The sequence below is a fragment of the Chryseolinea lacunae genome, from assembly GCF_016735595.1.
GTDB classification, from domain to species: Bacteria; Bacteroidota; Bacteroidia; order Cytophagales; family Cyclobacteriaceae; genus Chryseolinea; species Chryseolinea lacunae.
This window is the reverse complement of sequence record NZ_JAERRB010000012.1, coordinates 179,766-198,788: the sequence shown is the minus strand read 5'-3', so window position 1 is coordinate 198,788 and position 19,023 is coordinate 179,766. Positions and strand designations below refer to the sequence as shown.

General features: G+C 53.4%; 12 protein-coding genes. 10 read left to right on the top strand and 2 right to left on the bottom strand.

Annotated features, from left to right (window positions below):
- Nucleotides 1-777 (bottom strand): uroporphyrinogen-III C-methyltransferase, encoded by a 777-nt coding sequence (cobA, locus tag JI741_RS26315; protein WP_202014656.1) that lies wholly within the window; start codon nt 775-777, stop codon nt 1-3.
- Between the two features lie 106 nt (nt 778-883).
- Between cobA and nirB the strand changes: the two genes are divergently transcribed.
- From nirB to JI741_RS26275, 8 genes are all read left to right on the top strand, one after another.
- On the top strand, nt 884-3,376 hold the full coding sequence (nirB, locus tag JI741_RS26310; protein ID WP_202014654.1) for a nitrite reductase large subunit NirB: 2,493 nt from the start codon (nt 884-886) through the stop codon (nt 3,374-3,376).
- 8 nt (nt 3,377-3,384) lie between these two features.
- Nucleotides 3,385-3,765, top strand: a complete 381-nt coding sequence (nirD, locus tag JI741_RS26305; RefSeq protein ID WP_202014652.1) for a nitrite reductase small subunit NirD — start codon at nt 3,385-3,387, stop codon at nt 3,763-3,765.
- Nucleotides 3,766-3,936: 171 nt separating this feature from the next.
- The gene (locus tag JI741_RS26300) at nt 3,937-5,784 is read left to right on the top strand and encodes a sensor histidine kinase (protein ID WP_202014651.1); all 1,848 of its coding nucleotides are present in this window, start codon (nt 3,937-3,939) and stop codon (nt 5,782-5,784) included.
- A 28-nt stretch (nt 5,785-5,812) separates the two neighbouring features.
- On the top strand, nt 5,813-6,475 hold the full coding sequence (locus tag JI741_RS26295; protein ID WP_202014649.1) for a response regulator transcription factor: 663 nt from the start codon (nt 5,813-5,815) through the stop codon (nt 6,473-6,475).
- Nucleotides 6,476-6,599: 124 nt separating this feature from the next.
- A complete protein-coding gene (locus JI741_RS26290; protein ID WP_202014647.1) occupies nt 6,600-7,925 on the top strand; it encodes an MFS transporter in 1,326 nt (441 codons plus the stop codon).
- A gap of 21 nt (nt 7,926-7,946) precedes the next feature.
- Nucleotides 7,947-9,332, top strand: coding sequence for an alginate export family protein (locus JI741_RS26285; protein WP_202014645.1), 1,386 nt, complete (start codon nt 7,947-7,949; stop codon nt 9,330-9,332).
- A 50-nt stretch (nt 9,333-9,382) separates the two neighbouring features.
- Nucleotides 9,383-12,895, top strand: coding sequence for a nitrate reductase (locus JI741_RS26280; protein ID WP_202014643.1), 3,513 nt, complete (start codon nt 9,383-9,385; stop codon nt 12,893-12,895).
- Between the two features lie 49 nt (nt 12,896-12,944).
- Nucleotides 12,945-14,393: a rubredoxin gene (locus JI741_RS26275; RefSeq protein WP_202014641.1), complete on the top strand. Its 1,449-nt coding sequence runs from the start codon at nt 12,945-12,947 to the stop codon at nt 14,391-14,393.
- Here the strand turns inward: JI741_RS26275 and JI741_RS26270 are convergent.
- Nucleotides 14,374-14,754: a response regulator gene (locus tag JI741_RS26270; protein ID WP_202014639.1), complete on the bottom strand. Its 381-nt coding sequence runs from the start codon at nt 14,752-14,754 to the stop codon at nt 14,374-14,376. The genes JI741_RS26275 and JI741_RS26270 overlap by 20 nt on opposite strands.
- A 232-nt stretch (nt 14,755-14,986) precedes the next feature.
- Here JI741_RS26270 and JI741_RS26265 point away from each other — a divergent pair, with 232 nt between their 5' ends.
- The gene (locus JI741_RS26265; protein ID WP_202014637.1) at nt 14,987-17,806 is read left to right on the top strand and encodes a phospholipase D-like domain-containing protein; all 2,820 of its coding nucleotides are present in this window, start codon (nt 14,987-14,989) and stop codon (nt 17,804-17,806) included.
- 156 nt (nt 17,807-17,962) lie between these two features.
- Nucleotides 17,963-18,946, top strand: coding sequence for a TolB-like translocation protein (locus tag JI741_RS26260; RefSeq protein ID WP_202014635.1), 984 nt, complete (start codon nt 17,963-17,965; stop codon nt 18,944-18,946).
- Nucleotides 18,947-19,023 lie beyond the last annotated feature (77 nt).

The following is a 19,023-nucleotide window of genomic DNA, read 5'->3' as shown; positions in this document are numbered from 1 at the left end:
TTACGATTTCAAAGTTAGACAATATTCCGACGCGTAGGCGAGGGCCTGGGGCAGGCGTTGCTCAGCCACCACGTTGCCGATCACAATCACGGCCGGCGCACCAATGCCCTGGCGGGCGGCATCGTCAACAATAGTATGAGCACGGCCCGTCACGTGCTGCTGCCCGGTCCAGGTCGCTTGTTGAATTACGGCCATGGGTTCATGCGGCGAACGTTCGCGCGAAATCAGGGCGGCAATCTCTGCCAGGTGCGACATGCCCATCAGCACGATGACCGTGGCCGAAGACTGTGCCGCCAAAAACAGATCCTTCCCGATCTCACCCGAAGCCAGCGTGCCGGTGACCACCCAAAAGCTCTCGTTCACACCACGCTTGGTCACGGGAATGCCCACCGCTGCCGGCGCCGCCAAGGCACTGGATATGCCTGGAATGATTTCGACGTTCAGCCCGCGGTGCGCGGCATACTCCAACTCTTCATGCCCCCGTCCGAACACAAACGGATCGCCACCTTTCAAACGCACCACACAGTTGTAGCGACCGGCATAGAATACAAGAAGCTGGTTGATCTCTTCCTGCGAAAATTCCTTTTTGCCTTTCCGCTTTCCCACAAACACACGCTTGCACTCCGGCGAAGTGTGGTCCAGAATTTCGGATGCGACCAGGGCATCATACAACACCACGTCGGCTTGCTGCAAGGCTTTCATTCCTTTAATAGAGAGCAATTCCGGATCGCCGGGACCGGCGCCGAGCAAAATGATACGATTTTGGTTCGATGACATAGGCTTAAAATATTTACGTAATTATACGTAAAAACATTTGCTTTGAAGAAGATTATTTACGTATAATTACGTAATATTTACCCGTTTATTACTTAAATCGTTTGCAATGAAGCGTATCATCGTCGTAGGAAATGGAATGGTCGGCTACAAGTTCTGTGAGAAGCTACGTAAGCAGTCGGTAGCCGCCGAAGTCATTGTATATGGTGAAGAACCGCGGCCTGCCTATGACCGCGTGCACCTCAGCAGCTACTTCTCGGGCAAGACCGCCGAAGATTTGCTGATGGCCCCGGCGTCGTGGTATGCGGAGCACAACATTGTGCTGCACCTCGGCGAACTGGTGACGGAGATTAACCGCGACGCAAAAACCATCCGCACCCACACGGGCAAAACGGATCACTACGACTACCTCGTGCTGGCTACCGGCTCCAGTCCGTTTGTGCCGGCCATCGAAGGTGTGGAACGCGACGGTGTGTTTGTGTATCGCACCATTGAAGACCTGAACCAGATCATTGACTATGGAAAGAAAATAAAATGCGCAGCCGTGATGGGCGGTGGCTTGCTGGGACTCGAAGCCGGCAAGGCACTGATCGACCTGGGTCTGCAAACCCACGTGGTTGAATTTGCCTCGCGCCTCATGCCCCGGCAACTCGACGAAGCGGGCTCCAACATTCTGCTCCACAAGCTTTCGCAGCTGGGCATCACGGTGCACCTCAACAAAAGCACAAAACGCATCGCCGGCAACGGCAAGCTTGAAGGACTGGAATTTGCCGACGCTTCGTTTCTGCCGGTGGAAATGCTGGTGATCTCTGCCGGCATTCGTCCCCGCGACGAGGTGGCGAAGGCCAGTGGATTGGAAGTGCACGCCCGTGGCGGTGTGCTGGTAAATGACTTTTTGCAAACCAGCGACGAAAACATCTTTGCCATTGGCGAAGTGGCGGTGCACAGCAACATGGTGTATGGCCTCGTGGCGCCCGGCTATGAAATGGCCGACATTGTGGTGCGCCAGATTGCCGGCGACTTCTCCAAACTGTTTCAAGGCTTCGACATGTCTACCAAGCTGAAGCTGATGGGCGTTGATGTGGGAAGCTTTGGCGATGCCCTGGGAGAAACGCCCGGAAGCATTCCCATTGCCTTTCAGGACAAACACAACGGTGTCTATAAGCGCATAAACATCTCGGCCGACGGAAAGCTCCTGCTGGGTGGCATCCTGGTGGGCGACGCCAGCCAGTACAACCTCTTTCATCAAATGGTGATGAACCGCATGGCCCTGCCCGCACAACCCGAGTCGCTTATCATTGGCGCACCCGGCAAGGGCGAAGAAGGTGCCGGTGTGAAAAGCCTTCCCGACAGCGCGCAGATTTGTGCCTGCGAGAACATCACCAAAGGCGACCTCGTGCTTCAGATCACCGAGAAGGGTGTGAAGACGCTCGACGACCTGAAGAAGTCAACCAAAGCCTGCACCGGATGTGGCGGATGCACGCCCATGGTGAACGACATCCTTAAACTCACATTGGAATCGATGGGAGTGACCGTGAAGAAATCGCTGTGCGAACACTTCGACTTCACCCGTCAGGAACTCTACGACATCATCAAGGTGAAAGGACTGAAATCCTATGAAGACGTGCTTGAACAGCATGGCAAAGGTCATGGCTGCGAGGTGTGCCAGCCCGCGGTGGCTTCGTTGCTGGCCAGCATCTGGAATGAGCCCATCCTGAACCAATCAACCATTCAAGACACCAACGACAGGTTCCTGGCAAACATTCAACGCGGGGGCACCTACTCGGTGGTGCCGCGCATTGCCGGGGGAGAAATCACACCCGAAAAACTGATCGCCATCGGCCGCATTGCCAAGGCGTATGGACTGTATACCAAGATCACCGGTGGCCAACGCATCGACATGTTTGGCGCCCGTGTGGAGCAGCTTCCTGAAATTTGGGAAGAGCTGATTGCCGAAGGTTTTGAAAGCGGTCATGCCTATGGAAAAGCCTTGCGCACCATCAAAAGTTGTGTAGGCTCCACGTGGTGTCGTTTCGGTGTTCAGGATTCGGTGGCGTTTGCCATCTTCATCGAAGATCGCTACAAAGGACTGCGTGCGCCGCACAAACTGAAAGGCGCTGTGTCGGGATGTATTCGCGAATGTGCCGAAGCCCAATCGAAAGACTTTGGCATCATCGCCACAGAAAAAGGCTGGAACCTCTATGTGTGTGGCAATGGCGGTTCGCGTCCGCAGCACGCCAAACTGTTGGTGACCGATGTGGACACCGACACCTGCGTGAAACTCATCGATCGCTTCCTCATGTTCTACATCAAAACGGCCGACCCGCTCACGCGCACGGCCACTTGGCTCAACAAAATGGAAGGCGGTCTCGAATACCTCTACGATGTGGTGGTGAACGATTCACTGGGCATTGGGGAGGAATTGGAGAAAGACATGCAGGCACTCATTGCCAACTATCACTGCGAATGGAAAAAAGTGGTGGAAGATCCTGCACAACGCGCACAATTCAAACACTTCATAAACGACGACAGCAGCGACTCCACCTTGTCATTTGTGGAGATGCGTGGACAGAAATTTCCGGAAGACTGGAACAAAAAATAAAATTCACTATGGAAATATTGAACGACATCAGGTCCCTGGCAACGGTGGACAACGACATCAAAGTTTGGTTCAAAGCAGCGCGTGCCTCCGACTTTCCCGAGAACGGCGGCGCCTGTGTGAAATATAAAGACCAGCAAATTGCCGTCTTCAATTTCGCACGTCGCAGCGAGTGGTATGCCTGCCAGAATTTATGTCCACACAAAATGCAAATGGTACTGTCGCGTGGCATAATCGGTTCGGTTTCGGAAGAGCCGAAGGTGGCATGTCCCTTTCACAAGAAAACATTTTCCCTGCGCAACGGCGAATGCCTCAATGCCACGGAAGAAAAACTGGCCGTCTTCCCCGTAAAAATTGAAGACGGTTTTGTTTACATCGGATTCGCCCGATAAATGCCGTTGTAGTTTTAGGATAGGGAACGTTAGGGTAGGTGCCATGCTGAGGAGCATGGCACCTTTTTGTTATCGGCCGTTCTTGATCCAGGCAATTACTTACCAATCCCGCGACGAAATACCCAATCAAACTACGTATATCCGGCATATTTTGCGTAAATTGCTACGTATATGGACTTAAAATTCAACCCCGAACACAAGCCAACCCTGAAATTCAGTCGTTTGGGCACGTGGTATATCCTGGCGTTGAGTGCCATCGCCATTGTTTCGGTGGTGGGGCAGGTGCTGGTGCAGCAACATTTGCGCGACCAGTTCAGCGACTCGCAGGTGGTGAACGTGGCGGGGAGACAACGGATGCTCAGTCAAAAAATCAGCAAGACCGTTTTGTTTTTGAAAGACGGGCAGTCTCTGGAAAAACGGAGTGCTATTCGCGAAGACCTTTGGCGCGCCACACAACTCTGGAAACTGTCGCAGGAGGGATTGCAAAATGGCAACGACAGCCTTCATCTTCCCGGTCACAACAGCGCCACGGTGATAGCCTTGTTCAGCGAAATCTCAGATCCGTTTCTCAACATTCACAAAAGTGCTGAACGCATTGTGGCGCAACTAAAAAAAGATCTACAGGCCCCGATGCCACTGCTGGATGCCGATGTGCAAACCATACTGCAGCACGAAGGCCGCTTTCTCATGGGCATGGATGCGCTGGTTCGTCAATATGCCAAGGAAGCAAACGAGAAAATTGATTCGCTCCGGCGCATGGAATATCTGCTGCTCTTCATCTCGTTGTTTGTCATTACGCTTGAGGTGGTCTTCATCTTCCGGCCCACGGCCATTCAGGTGAGCCGCACGGTGAACAAGCTCAGGGCGTCGGAAAAAAATTCGCGTAAGCTGCTCACCGAGGTAGGCGCGCTGTATGCGTCGCTCGAAAAATCATACGAACAACTCTCCGTCATCAACAAGCCGGTGGAAAATCCACGCCTGTTTGCGAAAGCCGACAAAGGCGGCAACGTCACATTCGTGTCGGAAGCGTTCGCGCCATTAACAGAACATCACGACGGCAAAGGCATGCGCATTGCCGAACTGTTCAGCGGCATGGTGTTGCCCGACGACTGGATGGATGAAGTGGTGGAAACCGTAGCCGATGGAAACGCATGGCAGGGCGAACTCAGGTTTCTCGATACAACAAAAAAGGAATGCTGGGTTTCGCTGATCATTCAACCTGTCTATGATGCACAGGGCGATGTTGACGAACTGCTGGTGCTGGGGTCGAACATGACCGAGCGCAAGTTAGCCGAACAAAACATGAACCGGAAGAACCGCGCCGAAATAGAGAAGATGATTAACCAGCAGAAGTTCCGGTCGGTGCTGATCCTGGAAGGGCAGGAGGAAGAACGCAAACGCATTGCCATGGACATTCACGACGGCATCGGGCAGATGCTCACCTCGCTGAAATACCAGATCGAATCCATCGATGTGAAGGAAAGCAAAAATGCTAGTCAGAAAATTTCGGAAGTCGATCATTTGATAAAGGATGTGATCAAGGAAGTACGTCGCGTCACATTCAACCTCAAGCCGACGGTGTTGGGTGACTATGGATTGCAGGCAGCGTTGAAAGTGTTTATCCACGAAATCGCGAAGCTCACCGACATCCGCCTTGTCTATAAAACTGCAGGCGAGATGGAACGACTGCCACAGAAAATTGAGAACAACATCTTCCGCATCATCCAGGAGGCCATCAACAATGCCATTAAATATTCCGGCGCCGACGCCATTGAAGTGGTGTTGCAGCACAACGACAGTCAATTGCTCATTGTGGTGAAAGACGAAGGCCGCGGCTTTGATGCGAAAATTGTGGAAGCCCGCAGCGTGAACATTGAATCGGGCCGCGGATTTTTCAACATGTATGAACGCACCGAATACGTGAACGGGAAACTCGACATCCAGTCAGCGCCCGGGCAAGGCACTACGGTGGCGCTGACGGTGCCCATCCGAAACCCGGTGCTGGTAGAAGAAGCATAAGCAACAAACAGACAACCCCCACATATCCATGAGTAAAATCAACATAGTGCTTGCCGACGACCACGTGCTGGTGCGCAATGGCATCAAAGCCATGCTGGAATCGGAAAACGACATCCGCGTTATTGGTGAAGCCGGCGATGGCAACGAAGCCCTCGAAACCGCCAAGACCTTGAAGCCCGATATCGTTGTGCTCGACATCCGCATGCCCAACATGACAGGCTTGGAGGCTGCGGCCAAACTGAAAAGCTATTCGCCCGGCAGCAAGGCCGTGATCCTTTCCATGCACGATTCGGAGGAGTATGTATTGCAGGCTTTGGATGCGGGAGCCTATGGCTATCTGCTGAAAGACACCGACAAGAATGAATTTATCAAAGCCCTGAAACAAATTCACGGGGGAACAAAATACTTTAGCGGCGGCGTTTCCAACGTGCTGGCCAATCGCCTCCTGCACACGAAGCCTTACACGTCTGCCCCAGCACCGACGCAGAAGGACGATCAGTACCACCTCACCAAACGGGAGAAGGAAATTCTTGGGCTGGTTATCGACGGAAAACACAACAAGGAAATTGCCGACTCATTGAGCAAAAGCGTGCGCACCATCGAGACCCACCGGTTCAACATCATGAAGAAACTGGAGGTGAACAACGCGGTGGATATGGTGAACAAGGCTGTGAAGGAAAATCTGCTCTAAAAACTACGTAGTCCTGCAATCGATTTTCGAAGCCCTGCACACGATTAAGTAAATAAATTAAGTATAAATACGTAAAATACTTAGCTATTTACTTATTTTTATTACGTACAAAATACGTAATAAAATGAATGCACTAACCCCAGCTTCCAAAATCAACCTGCTTGATTTCAAGAGTGTGCCCATGCGCACGTTCCACCTCACGTGGATTACGTTTTTCCTTTGCTTCTTCGGATGGTTCGGCATTGCGCCGCTCATGCCCGTGGTGCGAGAAGACCTGGGCCTCACCAAAGGCCAGATCGGTAACATCATCATTGCTTCGGTGGCTATCACCATTTTTGCCCGTCTGTTGTTCGGGTGGCTGTGCGACAAGATCGGGCCGCGCATTTCCTACTCGGCGTTGTTGCTGTTGGGATCGTTGCCCGTCATGTTCATCGGGTTCAGCAACAGCTATGAATCGTTTCTGCTTTTTCGCCTGGCCATTGGGGTGATCGGCGCTTCGTTTGTGATCACGCAATATCACACCTCTGTGATGTTTGCGCCCAACGTGGTAGGTACTGCGAATGCTACCGCCGCGGGCTGGGGCAACATGGGCGGGGGCGTTACCCTCATCGTGATGCCGCTGGTATTTGGCGCGTTCATCGGCATGGGCTATCTCGATGCCACCGCGTGGCGCTATAGCATGGTGGTGCCGGGGCTGGCGTTGTTCATTATGGGGTTTGTCTATTATTTCTTCACGCAAGACACACCTGCCGGAAACCTGGCCGACTTGCGCAAGAACGATCCAAACTATCAGGCCAAAACCAAAAGCAGCGAAAGCTTCTGGACCATCTGCAAAGACTATCGCGTGTGGGGTCTGTTTCTCGCCTATGGTGCCTGCTTTGGCATTGAGATCACCATCGACAACATTGCTACGCTCTACTTCGTCGACAATTTTCATTTGGGATTGAAAGAGGCCGGCATCATTGCGGGCTTGTTTGGTATGATGAACATTTTTGCACGCGCCCTGGGCGGCATCTTCGGCGACAAGGCCGGAAAAAAATTCGGGTTGAAAGGACGCATCGTTATTCTGAGCGCTTTCCTGCTGTTGGAAGGACTGGGGTTGATGTTGTTCTCGGCCATTGAAGTGCTTCCGCTGGCCATTGCCGCCATGCTGGGCTTCGCGTTGTTTTTGAAAATGTCGAACGGCGCAACCTATTCTGTCGTGCCCTTCATTAACAAGCGCGCCATCGGCATGGTGTCGGGCATTGTGGGCGCGGGTGGAAACGTGGGTGCGGTGCTGGCCGGATTTCTGTTCAAGTCGGAAGGTCTTTCGTATCGCGAAAGTTTGTTCATCATAGGTGTTGCAGTTGTGGCAGTGTCGGTCATTTCCTTCCTGCTGAGCCTTCCGAAAGAAACCGTAGAGGTTCAAAATGCCGAGTTGCAACCTGCCTACGAAAAGGTGAACGCCTGAGACCCTCCAAATCCTTACCCTATGAAAAATCAATACCGAATATACTTCCTCGTCGCCTGTGGTCTTTTTGTTACCTCAGGGCTACACGCACAGCTTACGATTTCGGGCCAGTTGCGCACGCGCACCGAAGTGCGCGACGGCCAGGGCAGTCCCTCCGTGCGCGACACGGTGCCGGCTGTGTTCACCTCGCAGCGCACACGCATCAACATTGGCTATGCAGGCTACCGCTTCAAAGTCTACGCATCGTTGCAGGACGTGCGCGTGTGGGGCCAGGACGCGTCAACCATTAACCGCACCACCACCGATGCCTACGACGGCTTCATGGTGCACGAGGCCTGGGGCGAGATCAGCCTCGTGGATACGGGCAAAGTGGTGAAAAACTTTTCACTCAAAATCGGCCGTCAGGAGTTGGTATACGACGACGTGCGCCTGCTGGGCAACCTCGACTGGCTGCAACAGGCCCGCCGCCACGACGCCGCCCTGCTGAAATTTGAACACAACGGCTGGACCGCCCACCTCGGTGCCGCATTCAATCAGAATGCAGAACGTAAATCAAACACAGCCTACAACGGCATCCCTACCGGCTATACCGCAGGCACCAACGGCATTGGTGCGATGTATAAATCCATGCAATTTCTCTATGCCGCCAAAAAGTTGAAGTTCGGAACCATTTCGGCCCTGGCGTTCAAAGACGACTTCAGTAAATTTCATTTTGCACCGACCGACACCGACAAAAAAACTCCGATCTACGACCAGGGCGTGTGGAGCCGCTTCACCGTGGGCAGTCACTTTGTGGGCACGGCCCTGAAGAAAATTGCGCTGACGGCCGACGGATTTTATCAGGGTGGCCACTATCGTGAAGGAACATCGCTGGATGAATACTTCCTGTCGTTGTCCGCATTGTATGCCGTCACGCCGAAGTTCAGCGTTGGTCCCGGAGTGGACCTCACCTCGGGCAACAACGGATCGGACCCTGCTGCAAAATATCAGCGCTTCGATCCGCTCTATGGCACTCCGCACAAGTTCTGGGGATATATGGATTACTTTTATGTAGCCGATGGCTTTGGCCCCAGCGGCTTGCTTGACACCTATGTGAAGTCGCGCTACAAAGTGAAAGACAATTTCACACTCACGCTCGACGTGCACCGGTTTGCATTGCCCCATGCCGTGACCGACGAAAGCGGCGTTCTGCTCTCGAAAACACTGGGCACCGAAGTGGATTTTACATTCAACTATGCGCTCACCAAAATCATTACCATCGAAGGCGGCTATTCGTTCACGGCGTCGACGCAAACCCTGTCGTCGGTGCATGTGAAGAACATCAAAAACGCCGATCGCTTTTCGCAATGGGGCTATGTGATGCTGGCCATCCGCCCCGAAGCGGTGTTGGGAGGAAAGTTGAAATGACAAACAGATAACAGAGGTCGGAACATTGACAACGCGCTAACGCTTTCACGATGCAGAACGAACACCACACCAGCTATAAAACCACATGCTCCTACTGCGGCGTAGGCTGTGGCATGACGGTGAAGAAAGACCGGAAAGACAACCTTGTGCTGGAAGGCGACAAAGAGCACCCGGTGAACCGCGGCATGTTGTGTTCCAAAGGCATGAACCTGCAGTATGCCATGGGCGACCTGAGCGACCGGCTGCTGTATCCGGAAATGCGCCGAAGCAAAAGTCATCCGCTGGAGCGTGTGTCGTGGGACGTTGCCATGCAGCGCGCCGCGGCCGTGTTTGCCTCACTCATCAAAACCTACGGACCCGACTCCGTAGGCTTTTATGTTTCCGGGCAGTGCCTCACAGAAGAATACTATGTGGCCAACAAACTGGTGAAAGGTTTTCTGGGCACCAACAACATCGACACCAACTCGCGCCTGTGCATGAGCAGCGCCGTGGCCGCCTACACCAACATGCTGGGCGAAGATGCCGTGCCCGTGTCGTATGAAGACATTGAACTGGCCGACTGTTTTTTGATTGCCGGCGCCAACCCGGCATGGTGTCATCCCATTTTGTTCCGCCGCATCGAAGCGCACAAACAAAACAATCCGGACGTAAAACTCATCATCGTCGATCCGCGCAAAACGCAAACGGTGGCCAACGCCGACCTGCATTTGCAATTGTTGCCCGGCACCGACATCTATCTCTACAATGCCATTGCCCGTGTGCTCATCGAAAATGGGGACGTAGACTACACCTTCATTCAACAACACACCGAAGCCTTTGAAGATTATCGCGCGTCCGTGTTTCAATACACGGTGGCCGAAGCGGCGAAGCATTGCGAAGTGGCCGAAAGCGACATCCGCCTGGCCGCGTCCTACATCGCTGCGTCGAAGGGATTTCTCACGTTGTGGGCCATGGGATTGAATCAGAGCGTGATTGGCGTGAAGAAGAACTTTTCACTGATCAGCCTAAACCTCATCACCGGCCACATCGGCAAACCCGGCTCAGGTCCGTTCTCGCTCACGGGCCAGCCCAACGCCATGGGTGGACGCGAAGTGGGCGGGCTGGCCACCATGCTAGCCGCACACCGCAGCATCGCCAATCCAAAACATCGCGAAGAGGTGGCCACGTTCTGGGGCGTGAATTCTATTTCGGACAAGCCCGGCTACACGGCCACGCAAATGATTGAAGCGTTGGAGCGTGGCGACCTGAAAGCGGTGTGGATTATCTGCACCAATCCGATGGTGAGCTTGCCCGACCTGAAGCGCGCCGAAGCGGCCATGAAGAATGCACGCTTCGTGGTGGTGCAGGATATTTCGCGCCGCTCGGACACCTTGCAGTTTGCCGACCTCATTCTTCCCGCGGCCGGTCACTTCGAGAAGGAGGGGACCATGACTAACTCCGAGCGACGTATCAGTCACCTCAGCAAAATTGTTGCTCCTCCCGGCGAAGCACGTGCCGACGCCGAGATCCTTTGCAGGTTTGCAAAAGCCATGGGCTTTGCAGGATTTGATTATGCATCGCCCGCTGAAATTTTTGCCGAACACACACGCCTCACCAAGGGCACCAACATCGACATCAGTGGTTTGACCTACGATCGATTGAAGGCCGAGGGCACGGTGCAATGGCCAGTGCCTTCGCCCGGTCACAAAGGCACGTCGCGTCTTTTCACAGATCATACATTCTATACCACTTCGGGCAAAGCGAAATTTTTTCCGCTTGGCGCACCCGAAAATTTATCGGAGCCGGTCACCGAAGACTATCCGCTCATTCTCACCACGGGGCGGATACGCGACCAATGGCACACCATGACGAAGACGGGCAAAGTGAATCGCCTGCGTCAACACATCGACAAACCCTTTCTGGAAATACATCCCTACGACGCCACCGCGCGCAACATTCGGAATGGTGACCCCGTGGTGATCCGGAACGCGCGCGGCGAAACACGGGTGTGCGCCAGAATCACCGATGAAATAAAACAGGGCGTCGTGTTTTTGCCCATGCACTGGGGACGCAACATGACCAATGATCTGGCACGCGCCAACAACGTGACCAGCTCGCTTGTTGATCCGATTTCCAAGGAACCTGACTTCAAATTTTCCGCGGTCGCGGTGGAGGCTTATCGAAAACCAGTAGAAAGAATTTTAGTGGTCGGCGCCGGTGCAGCAGCCTATCGTTTCATTTGCACCTATCGCGGACTGAATCTGGAAGACGAGATCGTGGTCATATCGAAAGAAAAAGACGCCTTCTACAACCGCGTGTTGTTGCCCGAATATGTGAATGAAAACCTGACGTGGGAAAAGCTTCAGAAATTTCAGGCCGGTGAGTTTGAAGCATTGAATGTTTCGATACACCTGGAGAATGAAATTGTTGAACTGAATCGAAAAGACAAAGTTGCCATCGATCGCTATGGAGAAGCGCATCCCTACGACAAACTTATACTGGCCACCGGCACACGCGCGCACGTGCCCAACGATGCGCCCATCAAATTGCCTGGCGTGTTCACCATGCGCACGCGCAACGATGCCGACCGGCTGAAGAGTCATGTGAAGCGAAACGGCCATGTGCTCATCATCGGCGGTGGATTGCTGGGATTGGAACTGGCCGCGTCGTTGCGCGAGATGGATGTTTCGGTTTCCATTCTTCAGTTGGGGAGCCGCCTCATGGAACGGCAGATTGATCGTGTGGCAGGAGAGCTGCTGCTCGACTTTGTGGAAGAAAGCGACATCGCCGTCTACATCAACGACCAGGTGCAATCGGTGTTGTTCGACGAGCAAACCGAGAAGCTGGTGACGCACCTGCGCAGCGGCAAAACAATTCTGGTGGACGCGCTGGTCTATGCTGTGGGCACACGCCCCAACATTGAATTTGCCATGGAGGCCGGCATCGAATCGGCACGCGGCATCCTGGTGAACGACTATCTTCAAACCAGCGACCCCGATGTTTTTGCCGTGGGCGAAATTGCAGAACATTGTGGCAAAACGTTGGGCATCACCTCCGCCGCCGAGAAGCAGGCCGATGTGCTGGCCCGTTTCCTTTATGGTGACGCACAAAGCCAATACGACGGCGCCGTGCCCATGAACATTTTGAAATTGTCGGGACTGGATCTGTGCTCCATCGGGCTTGCCGAAATTCCGGCAAACGAAAAAGGCTACGACGAAATTTTATTCATCGACAAGTCGCTGCGCTATTATAAAAAGTGTATCATTAAAGACGACCGCCTGGTAGGTGCCATCCTTATTGGCGACAAGCGTGAGTTTGCAGAGTTTAAGTCGCTCATCGAGAATGGAACGGAGTTGTCGGAGCGGCGCATGCAGTTGCTTCGGTCGGGCAAGGCGGCGGAGCCGGTCATTGGCAAACTGGTGTGCTCTTGCAACCAGGTGGGAGCGGGCAACCTGCAAACGTTGATGAATGCCGGATGCGACACATTGAACGAGCTTTGTCAACGTTCCGGTGCAGGGTTGGGATGCGGCAGTTGCAAACCCGAGATTCAGCAAATGCTGAAGGCGGCGAAAGTGAAGGCATGACAATGGAATTACGAAACGAATATTTTAATATCGGGGCAGGAAACTGACAATGGCACAACCCAACGAAAAAAGCGATCTCATCCGGGCCTTTGTGAAAGGTGGTTTTCTCTCGCCGGCGGCGCTGCTCAAGATCATGGAGCTGTCGAAGAGCCTGGGCAACAAGTATGTGTTGTTTGGTTCGCGCCAGGACATCATGTTTCCCCGCAACAACGCCACCCAAGCCCAGCTCGACACGGTGTTCAACACCATCAAGATCGAACATGAGCTGTCGGGCGACCAGTCTATTCACCAGAACATTGTGAGCAGCTATGTGGCCGTGAACGTGGTGGAAACGACGCGGTGGGTAAAAGAAGATACCTACAACGTGCTGATCGACGCATTTGAATTTACACCACGGCTAAAGATCAACATCGTCGATCCCCTGCAAAGCCTGGTGCCGTTGTTTTCGGGTGAGCTTAACTTCATTGCCTCGCAGGAAGAAAACTATTGGTATCTCTATATCCGCGATCCCCGCAAGGGCAACGTGCTGGAGTGCTGGCCCAAGCTCATCTTCGGGCAGGATATCCCCAAAATTGCGCGTGAAATCGAAAAGATATTCCTGGAGTTTTTGCCCTTCACCACAGAAGAATTGTTCCGCGTGTTGAAGAACAACTACGTGCGCATCAACTACCGGCCCATTGCCGAAAAGCTGAAGCTTCACGACACGGCCTTTCCCTATTACGAAGGGTTGAATGCCATGCAGAACAACCAGTACTGGCTGGGGCTGTATTGGCGCAACAATCAATACGACATCGAGTTCATGAGCGCCGCCTGCAAGCTGTGTCAGGAAACCAACATCAGCAAAATCAACATCATTCCGTGGAAAGCTTTTATCGTGAAAGGCATCAAGGCCAGCGACCGGTTGCGCTGGCAGAAGGCGATGGGCAAGTTCGGGATCAACGAACGGCATTCTTCGCTGGAGCTGAACTGGCACCTGCCGGTGATCGACACGGAGGCGCTGGAGTTGAAGCGTTTCCTCGTGCGCGAGCTCGACCAACAGGACATCAGCATACACGGCCTCACGTTCACCATCAAAACCAACCGCGAGAGTTTTCTGTTTACGTCGATCGTGATCGAGAAAAGCAAGGGAGCGTCGGCCGAGCATTACGGTATTCTCTACGCCAAGGATTTTAATCCCAACACCATCACGTATCTCACGTATGCACGGCAGGTGCGGAAGGAATTGATTCCGGCATTGTTGATTGAGCTGAGTAAGTTATACTTCCGTCAACTTAATCCGGAGAAAGAACCCGCAAACGAAATTCGCCCCGAGCCTGCACTCAATGGCCACACCGATTCCATTTATCAATGCAGCAATTGTCTTACCGTCTACGATGCGAAGTATGGCGACACCGTGGTGGGGATTGCGGCAGGCACGGCCTTTGGCGATTTGCCCGACACCTACAGATGCCATGTGTGCGACAGCGAGAAAAAATATTTCACGCCCATTGCCGGATAGCAGCGCTACCCGCGCCTTCGTTCACCAGGGTCATAAACACATCAACGTCGAATGGTTTGAGGATGACATTCCGGAAGCCTGCCTGCAATAGCTTTTGTCGACGCTGGGGTTCGGAATGGCATGTGCACGCCAGGGCGAGAAAAGTTTCGGGTTGGATCACCTTGAGTGCCCGGAGCAGATCGATGCCGTCGAGGTCGGTGCGGAGCATGGCATTGAGCAAGGCCACATCGAAGGCGTGGCTCTGCGCGAAGGCAACGGCTTCGCGGGCCGACGAGAGGGTGGTGACCGTGTAGTGAGGCTTCAGCAATTTCTTGATGATGAACCGGTCTTCCTGCCGGTCGTCGACCACGAGTACGTGCATAGCATTCTTTTACGCCACAAAAGTAGCGCGTCCCTCCCTGAAACATGTTATGCGTGCATAAACAATAGATGAAGAATGGCCACTGCGCCCGAAATTAAAGTCGTCGCCAGTTGCAAAAGGTCGTTCCCTTTGCTAACATTGATTCAGGAGCCCATCGCCCACTCGCCCCCGAGTGGACGATGGGCTTTTTCATAAACCTCAACCATCGCGATACGCCCAACCCAACCCCTGCATGAACGCCCTTCTGAAACAGCAAATGGACAACACCCTTCAACGCATGAAGGACCGCGAAACCATCCGCAACCAACACCTGCGCATGATTGCCGAACACCGCTATTTCGACATCGACTCACCCGCACGCGTGAAAAAGTTTTTGACACGTCGCGGCGTTTCCTCGCTCGACACACGCGAAATACTAAACACGCCCAAGGGAATGCCCGAACTTATCCAACCCCTGCGCACCAACGATGAAATCATCAGCCTGGAACGCATCATGGGCACCAACGACCTGGTGGGAGTGTCGTTTCTGCGCGAAGCACTGGGCATCTCCAACTCCGTGGGCCGCATCTGGATTTGTTCCAGCGCCGGCAACGTGGTGGGCTATGGCACGGGCTTCATGGTGTCGCCAAGACTGGCCCTCACCAATCACCACGTGTTGCCCGACGCGGGCGTGGCGCGTTTTGCCAAGATCGAGTTTGGCTATGAGCTCGACGGCGACAGCAACCTGTTGCCTTCCGATATCTTCACGTTCGAACCGGATACGTTCTATCTTTCAGACGAAGGCCTCGACTTTGCCCTTGTGGCCGTAAGTCCCGTGAACACTGCGCGCAAGGAAGTGGACGCCATCGGCTGGAACCGCCTGCTGCGCGAAGAAGGCAAGACCATTATCTCGCAATGGCTCAACATCATTCAACATCCCAACGGCATGCCGAAACAATTGGGGATTCGCGAAAATCAGTTGATCGACGTGCTCGACAATTTCATTCATTATAAAACCGATACAGCACCCGGTTCGTCCGGATCGCCGGTCTACAACGAACGGTGGGAGGTGGTGGGCCTGCATCACTCCAGCGTGTATGCCAAAGACGACGATGGTCACATTCTTACACAGGCCGGAGGAAAGTGGGATGCCAGCATGAGCGACGACAAAATAAAATGGATCGCCAACGAAGGCATTCGCGTGAGCACCATCCTGAAATTTCTCGACAACCAACGCTTCACCAAAGAGCAGGCAAAACTATACGACGAGTTGCTGACGGCGAAACCCACGACCAAGCCACAGGCACCGTCGCCACGCCCTGCCACCGAAAGCACCCCCGTGGCCACGCTGCAACCCGACGGCCACATGACGGTGACGTTGCCCTTAACCATCTCGTTTAAACTTGGCGGCGATGCTCTCCCTATTCTGGTAAACGCAACCCCGGTGGTGAAAACGGATGACCTGGGTAGCACAGTGAATGACGATGTGGGGCCCGCCGCCGCATTGATAAAAGCCAAGCAGGCGTTGCAAGGCCGTGAAGACGTGCTGAACGTGCGCATGGGTTATGTGTTCCGCAACGGGTGGATCACCCGCGAACGCGCCATCGTAGTGACGGTGCCTCAAAAAAAATCGATCGCAGAACTGAAAACCGAAAACACATCGCCCTTGCCCGACACATTTATGGGCTATCCGGTGGAAGTGACGGGCCCGACCTTCATGGACCTCATTGCCCTGCACCGTGGCGACGACACAGCCGAACGCCTCGTGCATGCTTTTGAAGTGCAGGCCCAGGAGATCAAATACTTTCCACCCGCCGGCGTGAAGCTGAAGACGGTGAAAGAAAAAATGAAAGTTACCGCCCACGTGAGTCCCGAGGAAGGATGGAAAAACCTCAGCCCGTTTTTCTCGAACGTGAAGAAAACGCTGACCGTGGGTATGTATGATTTTGGTGCCCCGCACATTTTGAAACGTGTGGAGCATGTCACCGTGCAATCTACCTTTCGCAAGTTCACCTTAGCCTTGCAGTCGGGCGAGAGCGTGGGAGAGGGCACAAAAGCCGACGACTTGAAAGACGCCGATGTGGTGGATGAACTGAAGAAAAAACTAAAGTCAAAATTTCAGAATGCCTGGGTGAAAATCGGGTCTGTGAATGGCTGGGTGTCGTCGTCATATCACATCAAGGTGGCGGTGAAGGATAGCAAGGCCTTCTGGTTATCGAGTGGAAACTGGCAATCATCAAACCAACCCAACATTCCGAAACTGACCAACAAGACACAGGCGTATTTGTTGAAGACCTACAACCGCGAGTGGCACGCCATTGTGGAGCATCCCGGGTTGTCGAAGACTTATGAAGAGTTTATTCTCAACGACTTTAACAACAACAAAGCGCCGGCGGTGACTGAGGCGTTTGCGGAAAATCTAAACTTTCTTTTGCCCGAAGTCACCTTTGGCGAAGAAGCCTCGACAGTGCCCTATCAGGCGTTCAAGCCCTTTGAAGAAGACCGTCCGTTTAAAGTGACGCCGTTATTGACGCCCGACAATTTTTATGACGAGGTGATCAAGCTGGTGAAGAGTGCCAAACACGAACTGCTCATCCAAAACCAAACCTTTAATGCGCCCAAAGACGGGCAGGACAAACTAAAGGGACTTATCCAGGCGGTGCTCGACAAACAAAAAGCCGGTGTGAATGTGAAGATCATTTTCCGCGTGGTTATTGCTTCGGTGGCCCGCGAAAACCTGGAGAAACTGGTGGACATGGGGTTTGATGCCACGGCCATAAAGCTACAGGTGAATTGTCACACCAAAGGCGTGATTGTGGATGGCAAGACGGTGATGCTCGGCAGCCAGAACTGGTCCAACGACGGCGTGTCGGTGAACCGCGATGCCAGCCTGTTGTTCTACGACAAAGAACTGGCGCAGTATTTCCGCAAGATCTTCCTGCACGACTGGACGATGCTGGCCAAACAAAGCATCGGGCACGAAACAGTTTCGCCAACCTTGGCCGAGAGCACTGAGGTTATTCCCACAGGCATGCGTTTGTTCACGTGGTCGGAGATCCGGGAAATGCTCTAGAGATGCCGTTGTGAAGCGCGTGTCGTTGGTGTGAGTTGTAGCGTGGAAGAAGTCTTGATGAAAATTGCCGCAAATGGTGTTAGGCTTATGAAGCCAAAATGTCGTGAAGGTTGAGGTGCAAAGCCGTATCTTTCATCACCACAGAAACCACATGCTATGCCACGCTTCAGTTTTGTTTTGCTTTTTGTTTTGGGAATGATGCCTGCGATGATGGCGCAGCCAAAGCCCTATGCGCACAACGGCGCATTACCACAGCCGCGCATCTTTGCTGAAGGCATCGTTAGCACCGGCGACTATGAATCGCACGCAGAGTTTTCTCCAACCGGCGACACGCTCTATTTTGTGAAGAGCGGTCCCGATGTGAGCAAGTGGACCATTTGTGTTTCCTATTTCAAAAAGAACGCGTGGACCAAACCCGTGGTCGCGCCGTTTTCCGGGCAATACATGGACGCCGATCCCTTCTTCACCAAAGACGGCAAAACGCTCTACTTCATTTCCAACCGCCCGTTGAAAGAGGGCGATCCCGCAAAAGCCGACATGGACATCTGGAAAATGCAGCGCACATCCGCCGGCTGGGGCAAACCCACACGACTCGACGACACCATCAACAGCGACAAAAGCGAATATTATCCAACCTTGACCAGCACCGGCACTCTATACTTTGGATCGCGCAGGGAAGGAGGGAGGGGCGGGTCTGACCTCTATCGCAGCGTATTGGTAGATGGGAAATATCAAACACCCGAAAACCTGGGCGATGCCATCAACACCGACGGAAGCGAGTATGAGCCGTTTGTTTTTCCGGACGAGAGGGTACTCATCTTCCTGGCAGCACGTCCCGACCACCTCGACAATGCCGACTTTTTCATCAGCTACAACCAGGACGGCAAATGGTCGCCAGCCGAAAAGTTGCCCGAGCCATTCAATTCGCCGGTCACCGAATTTTCGCCCAAGGTGACACGCGACGGGAAATATTTTTTCTTTGCGAGTTCCCGCAATCGCAATCCCGCTGCATCTCCCAGGCCCGAAACCGAAGCCGACATGGACAAACGCCTGCACAGCGCAGGGAATGGCCTGTGCGACGTATATCAGGTGGACATTTCTGCTTTACTTACTCGGAAGACGGAGAACACTGAACATTAAGACGGCGACGTTGTTTGTATGTTGACGCGTAACATTCCAAGGATTCGGTTGGACTGCGCAGCTTGTGTTACGAATGT

Bases quoted from the DNA above. Each gene is read 5' to 3' on its own strand.
- cobA (WP_202014656.1), bottom strand. From the start codon at position 777: ATGTCATCGAACCAAAATCGTATCATTTTGCTCGGCGCCGGTCCCGGC.
- nirB (WP_202014654.1), top strand. From the start codon at position 884: ATGAAGCGTATCATCGTCGTAGGAAATGGAATGGTCGGCTACAAGTTC.
- nirD (WP_202014652.1), top strand. From the start codon at position 3,385: ATGGAAATATTGAACGACATCAGGTCCCTGGCAACGGTGGACAACGAC.
- JI741_RS26300 (WP_202014651.1), top strand. From the start codon at position 3,937: ATGGACTTAAAATTCAACCCCGAACACAAGCCAACCCTGAAATTCAGT.
- JI741_RS26295 (WP_202014649.1), top strand. From the start codon at position 5,813: ATGAGTAAAATCAACATAGTGCTTGCCGACGACCACGTGCTGGTGCGC.
- JI741_RS26290 (WP_202014647.1), top strand. From the start codon at position 6,600: ATGAATGCACTAACCCCAGCTTCCAAAATCAACCTGCTTGATTTCAAG.
- JI741_RS26285 (WP_202014645.1), top strand. From the start codon at position 7,947: ATGAAAAATCAATACCGAATATACTTCCTCGTCGCCTGTGGTCTTTTT.
- JI741_RS26280 (WP_202014643.1), top strand. From the start codon at position 9,383: ATGCAGAACGAACACCACACCAGCTATAAAACCACATGCTCCTACTGC.
- JI741_RS26275 (WP_202014641.1), top strand. From the start codon at position 12,945: ATGGCACAACCCAACGAAAAAAGCGATCTCATCCGGGCCTTTGTGAAA.
- JI741_RS26270 (WP_202014639.1), bottom strand. From the start codon at position 14,754: ATGCACGTACTCGTGGTCGACGACCGGCAGGAAGACCGGTTCATCATC.
- JI741_RS26265 (WP_202014637.1), top strand. From the start codon at position 14,987: ATGAACGCCCTTCTGAAACAGCAAATGGACAACACCCTTCAACGCATG.
- JI741_RS26260 (WP_202014635.1), top strand. From the start codon at position 17,963: ATGCCACGCTTCAGTTTTGTTTTGCTTTTTGTTTTGGGAATGATGCCT.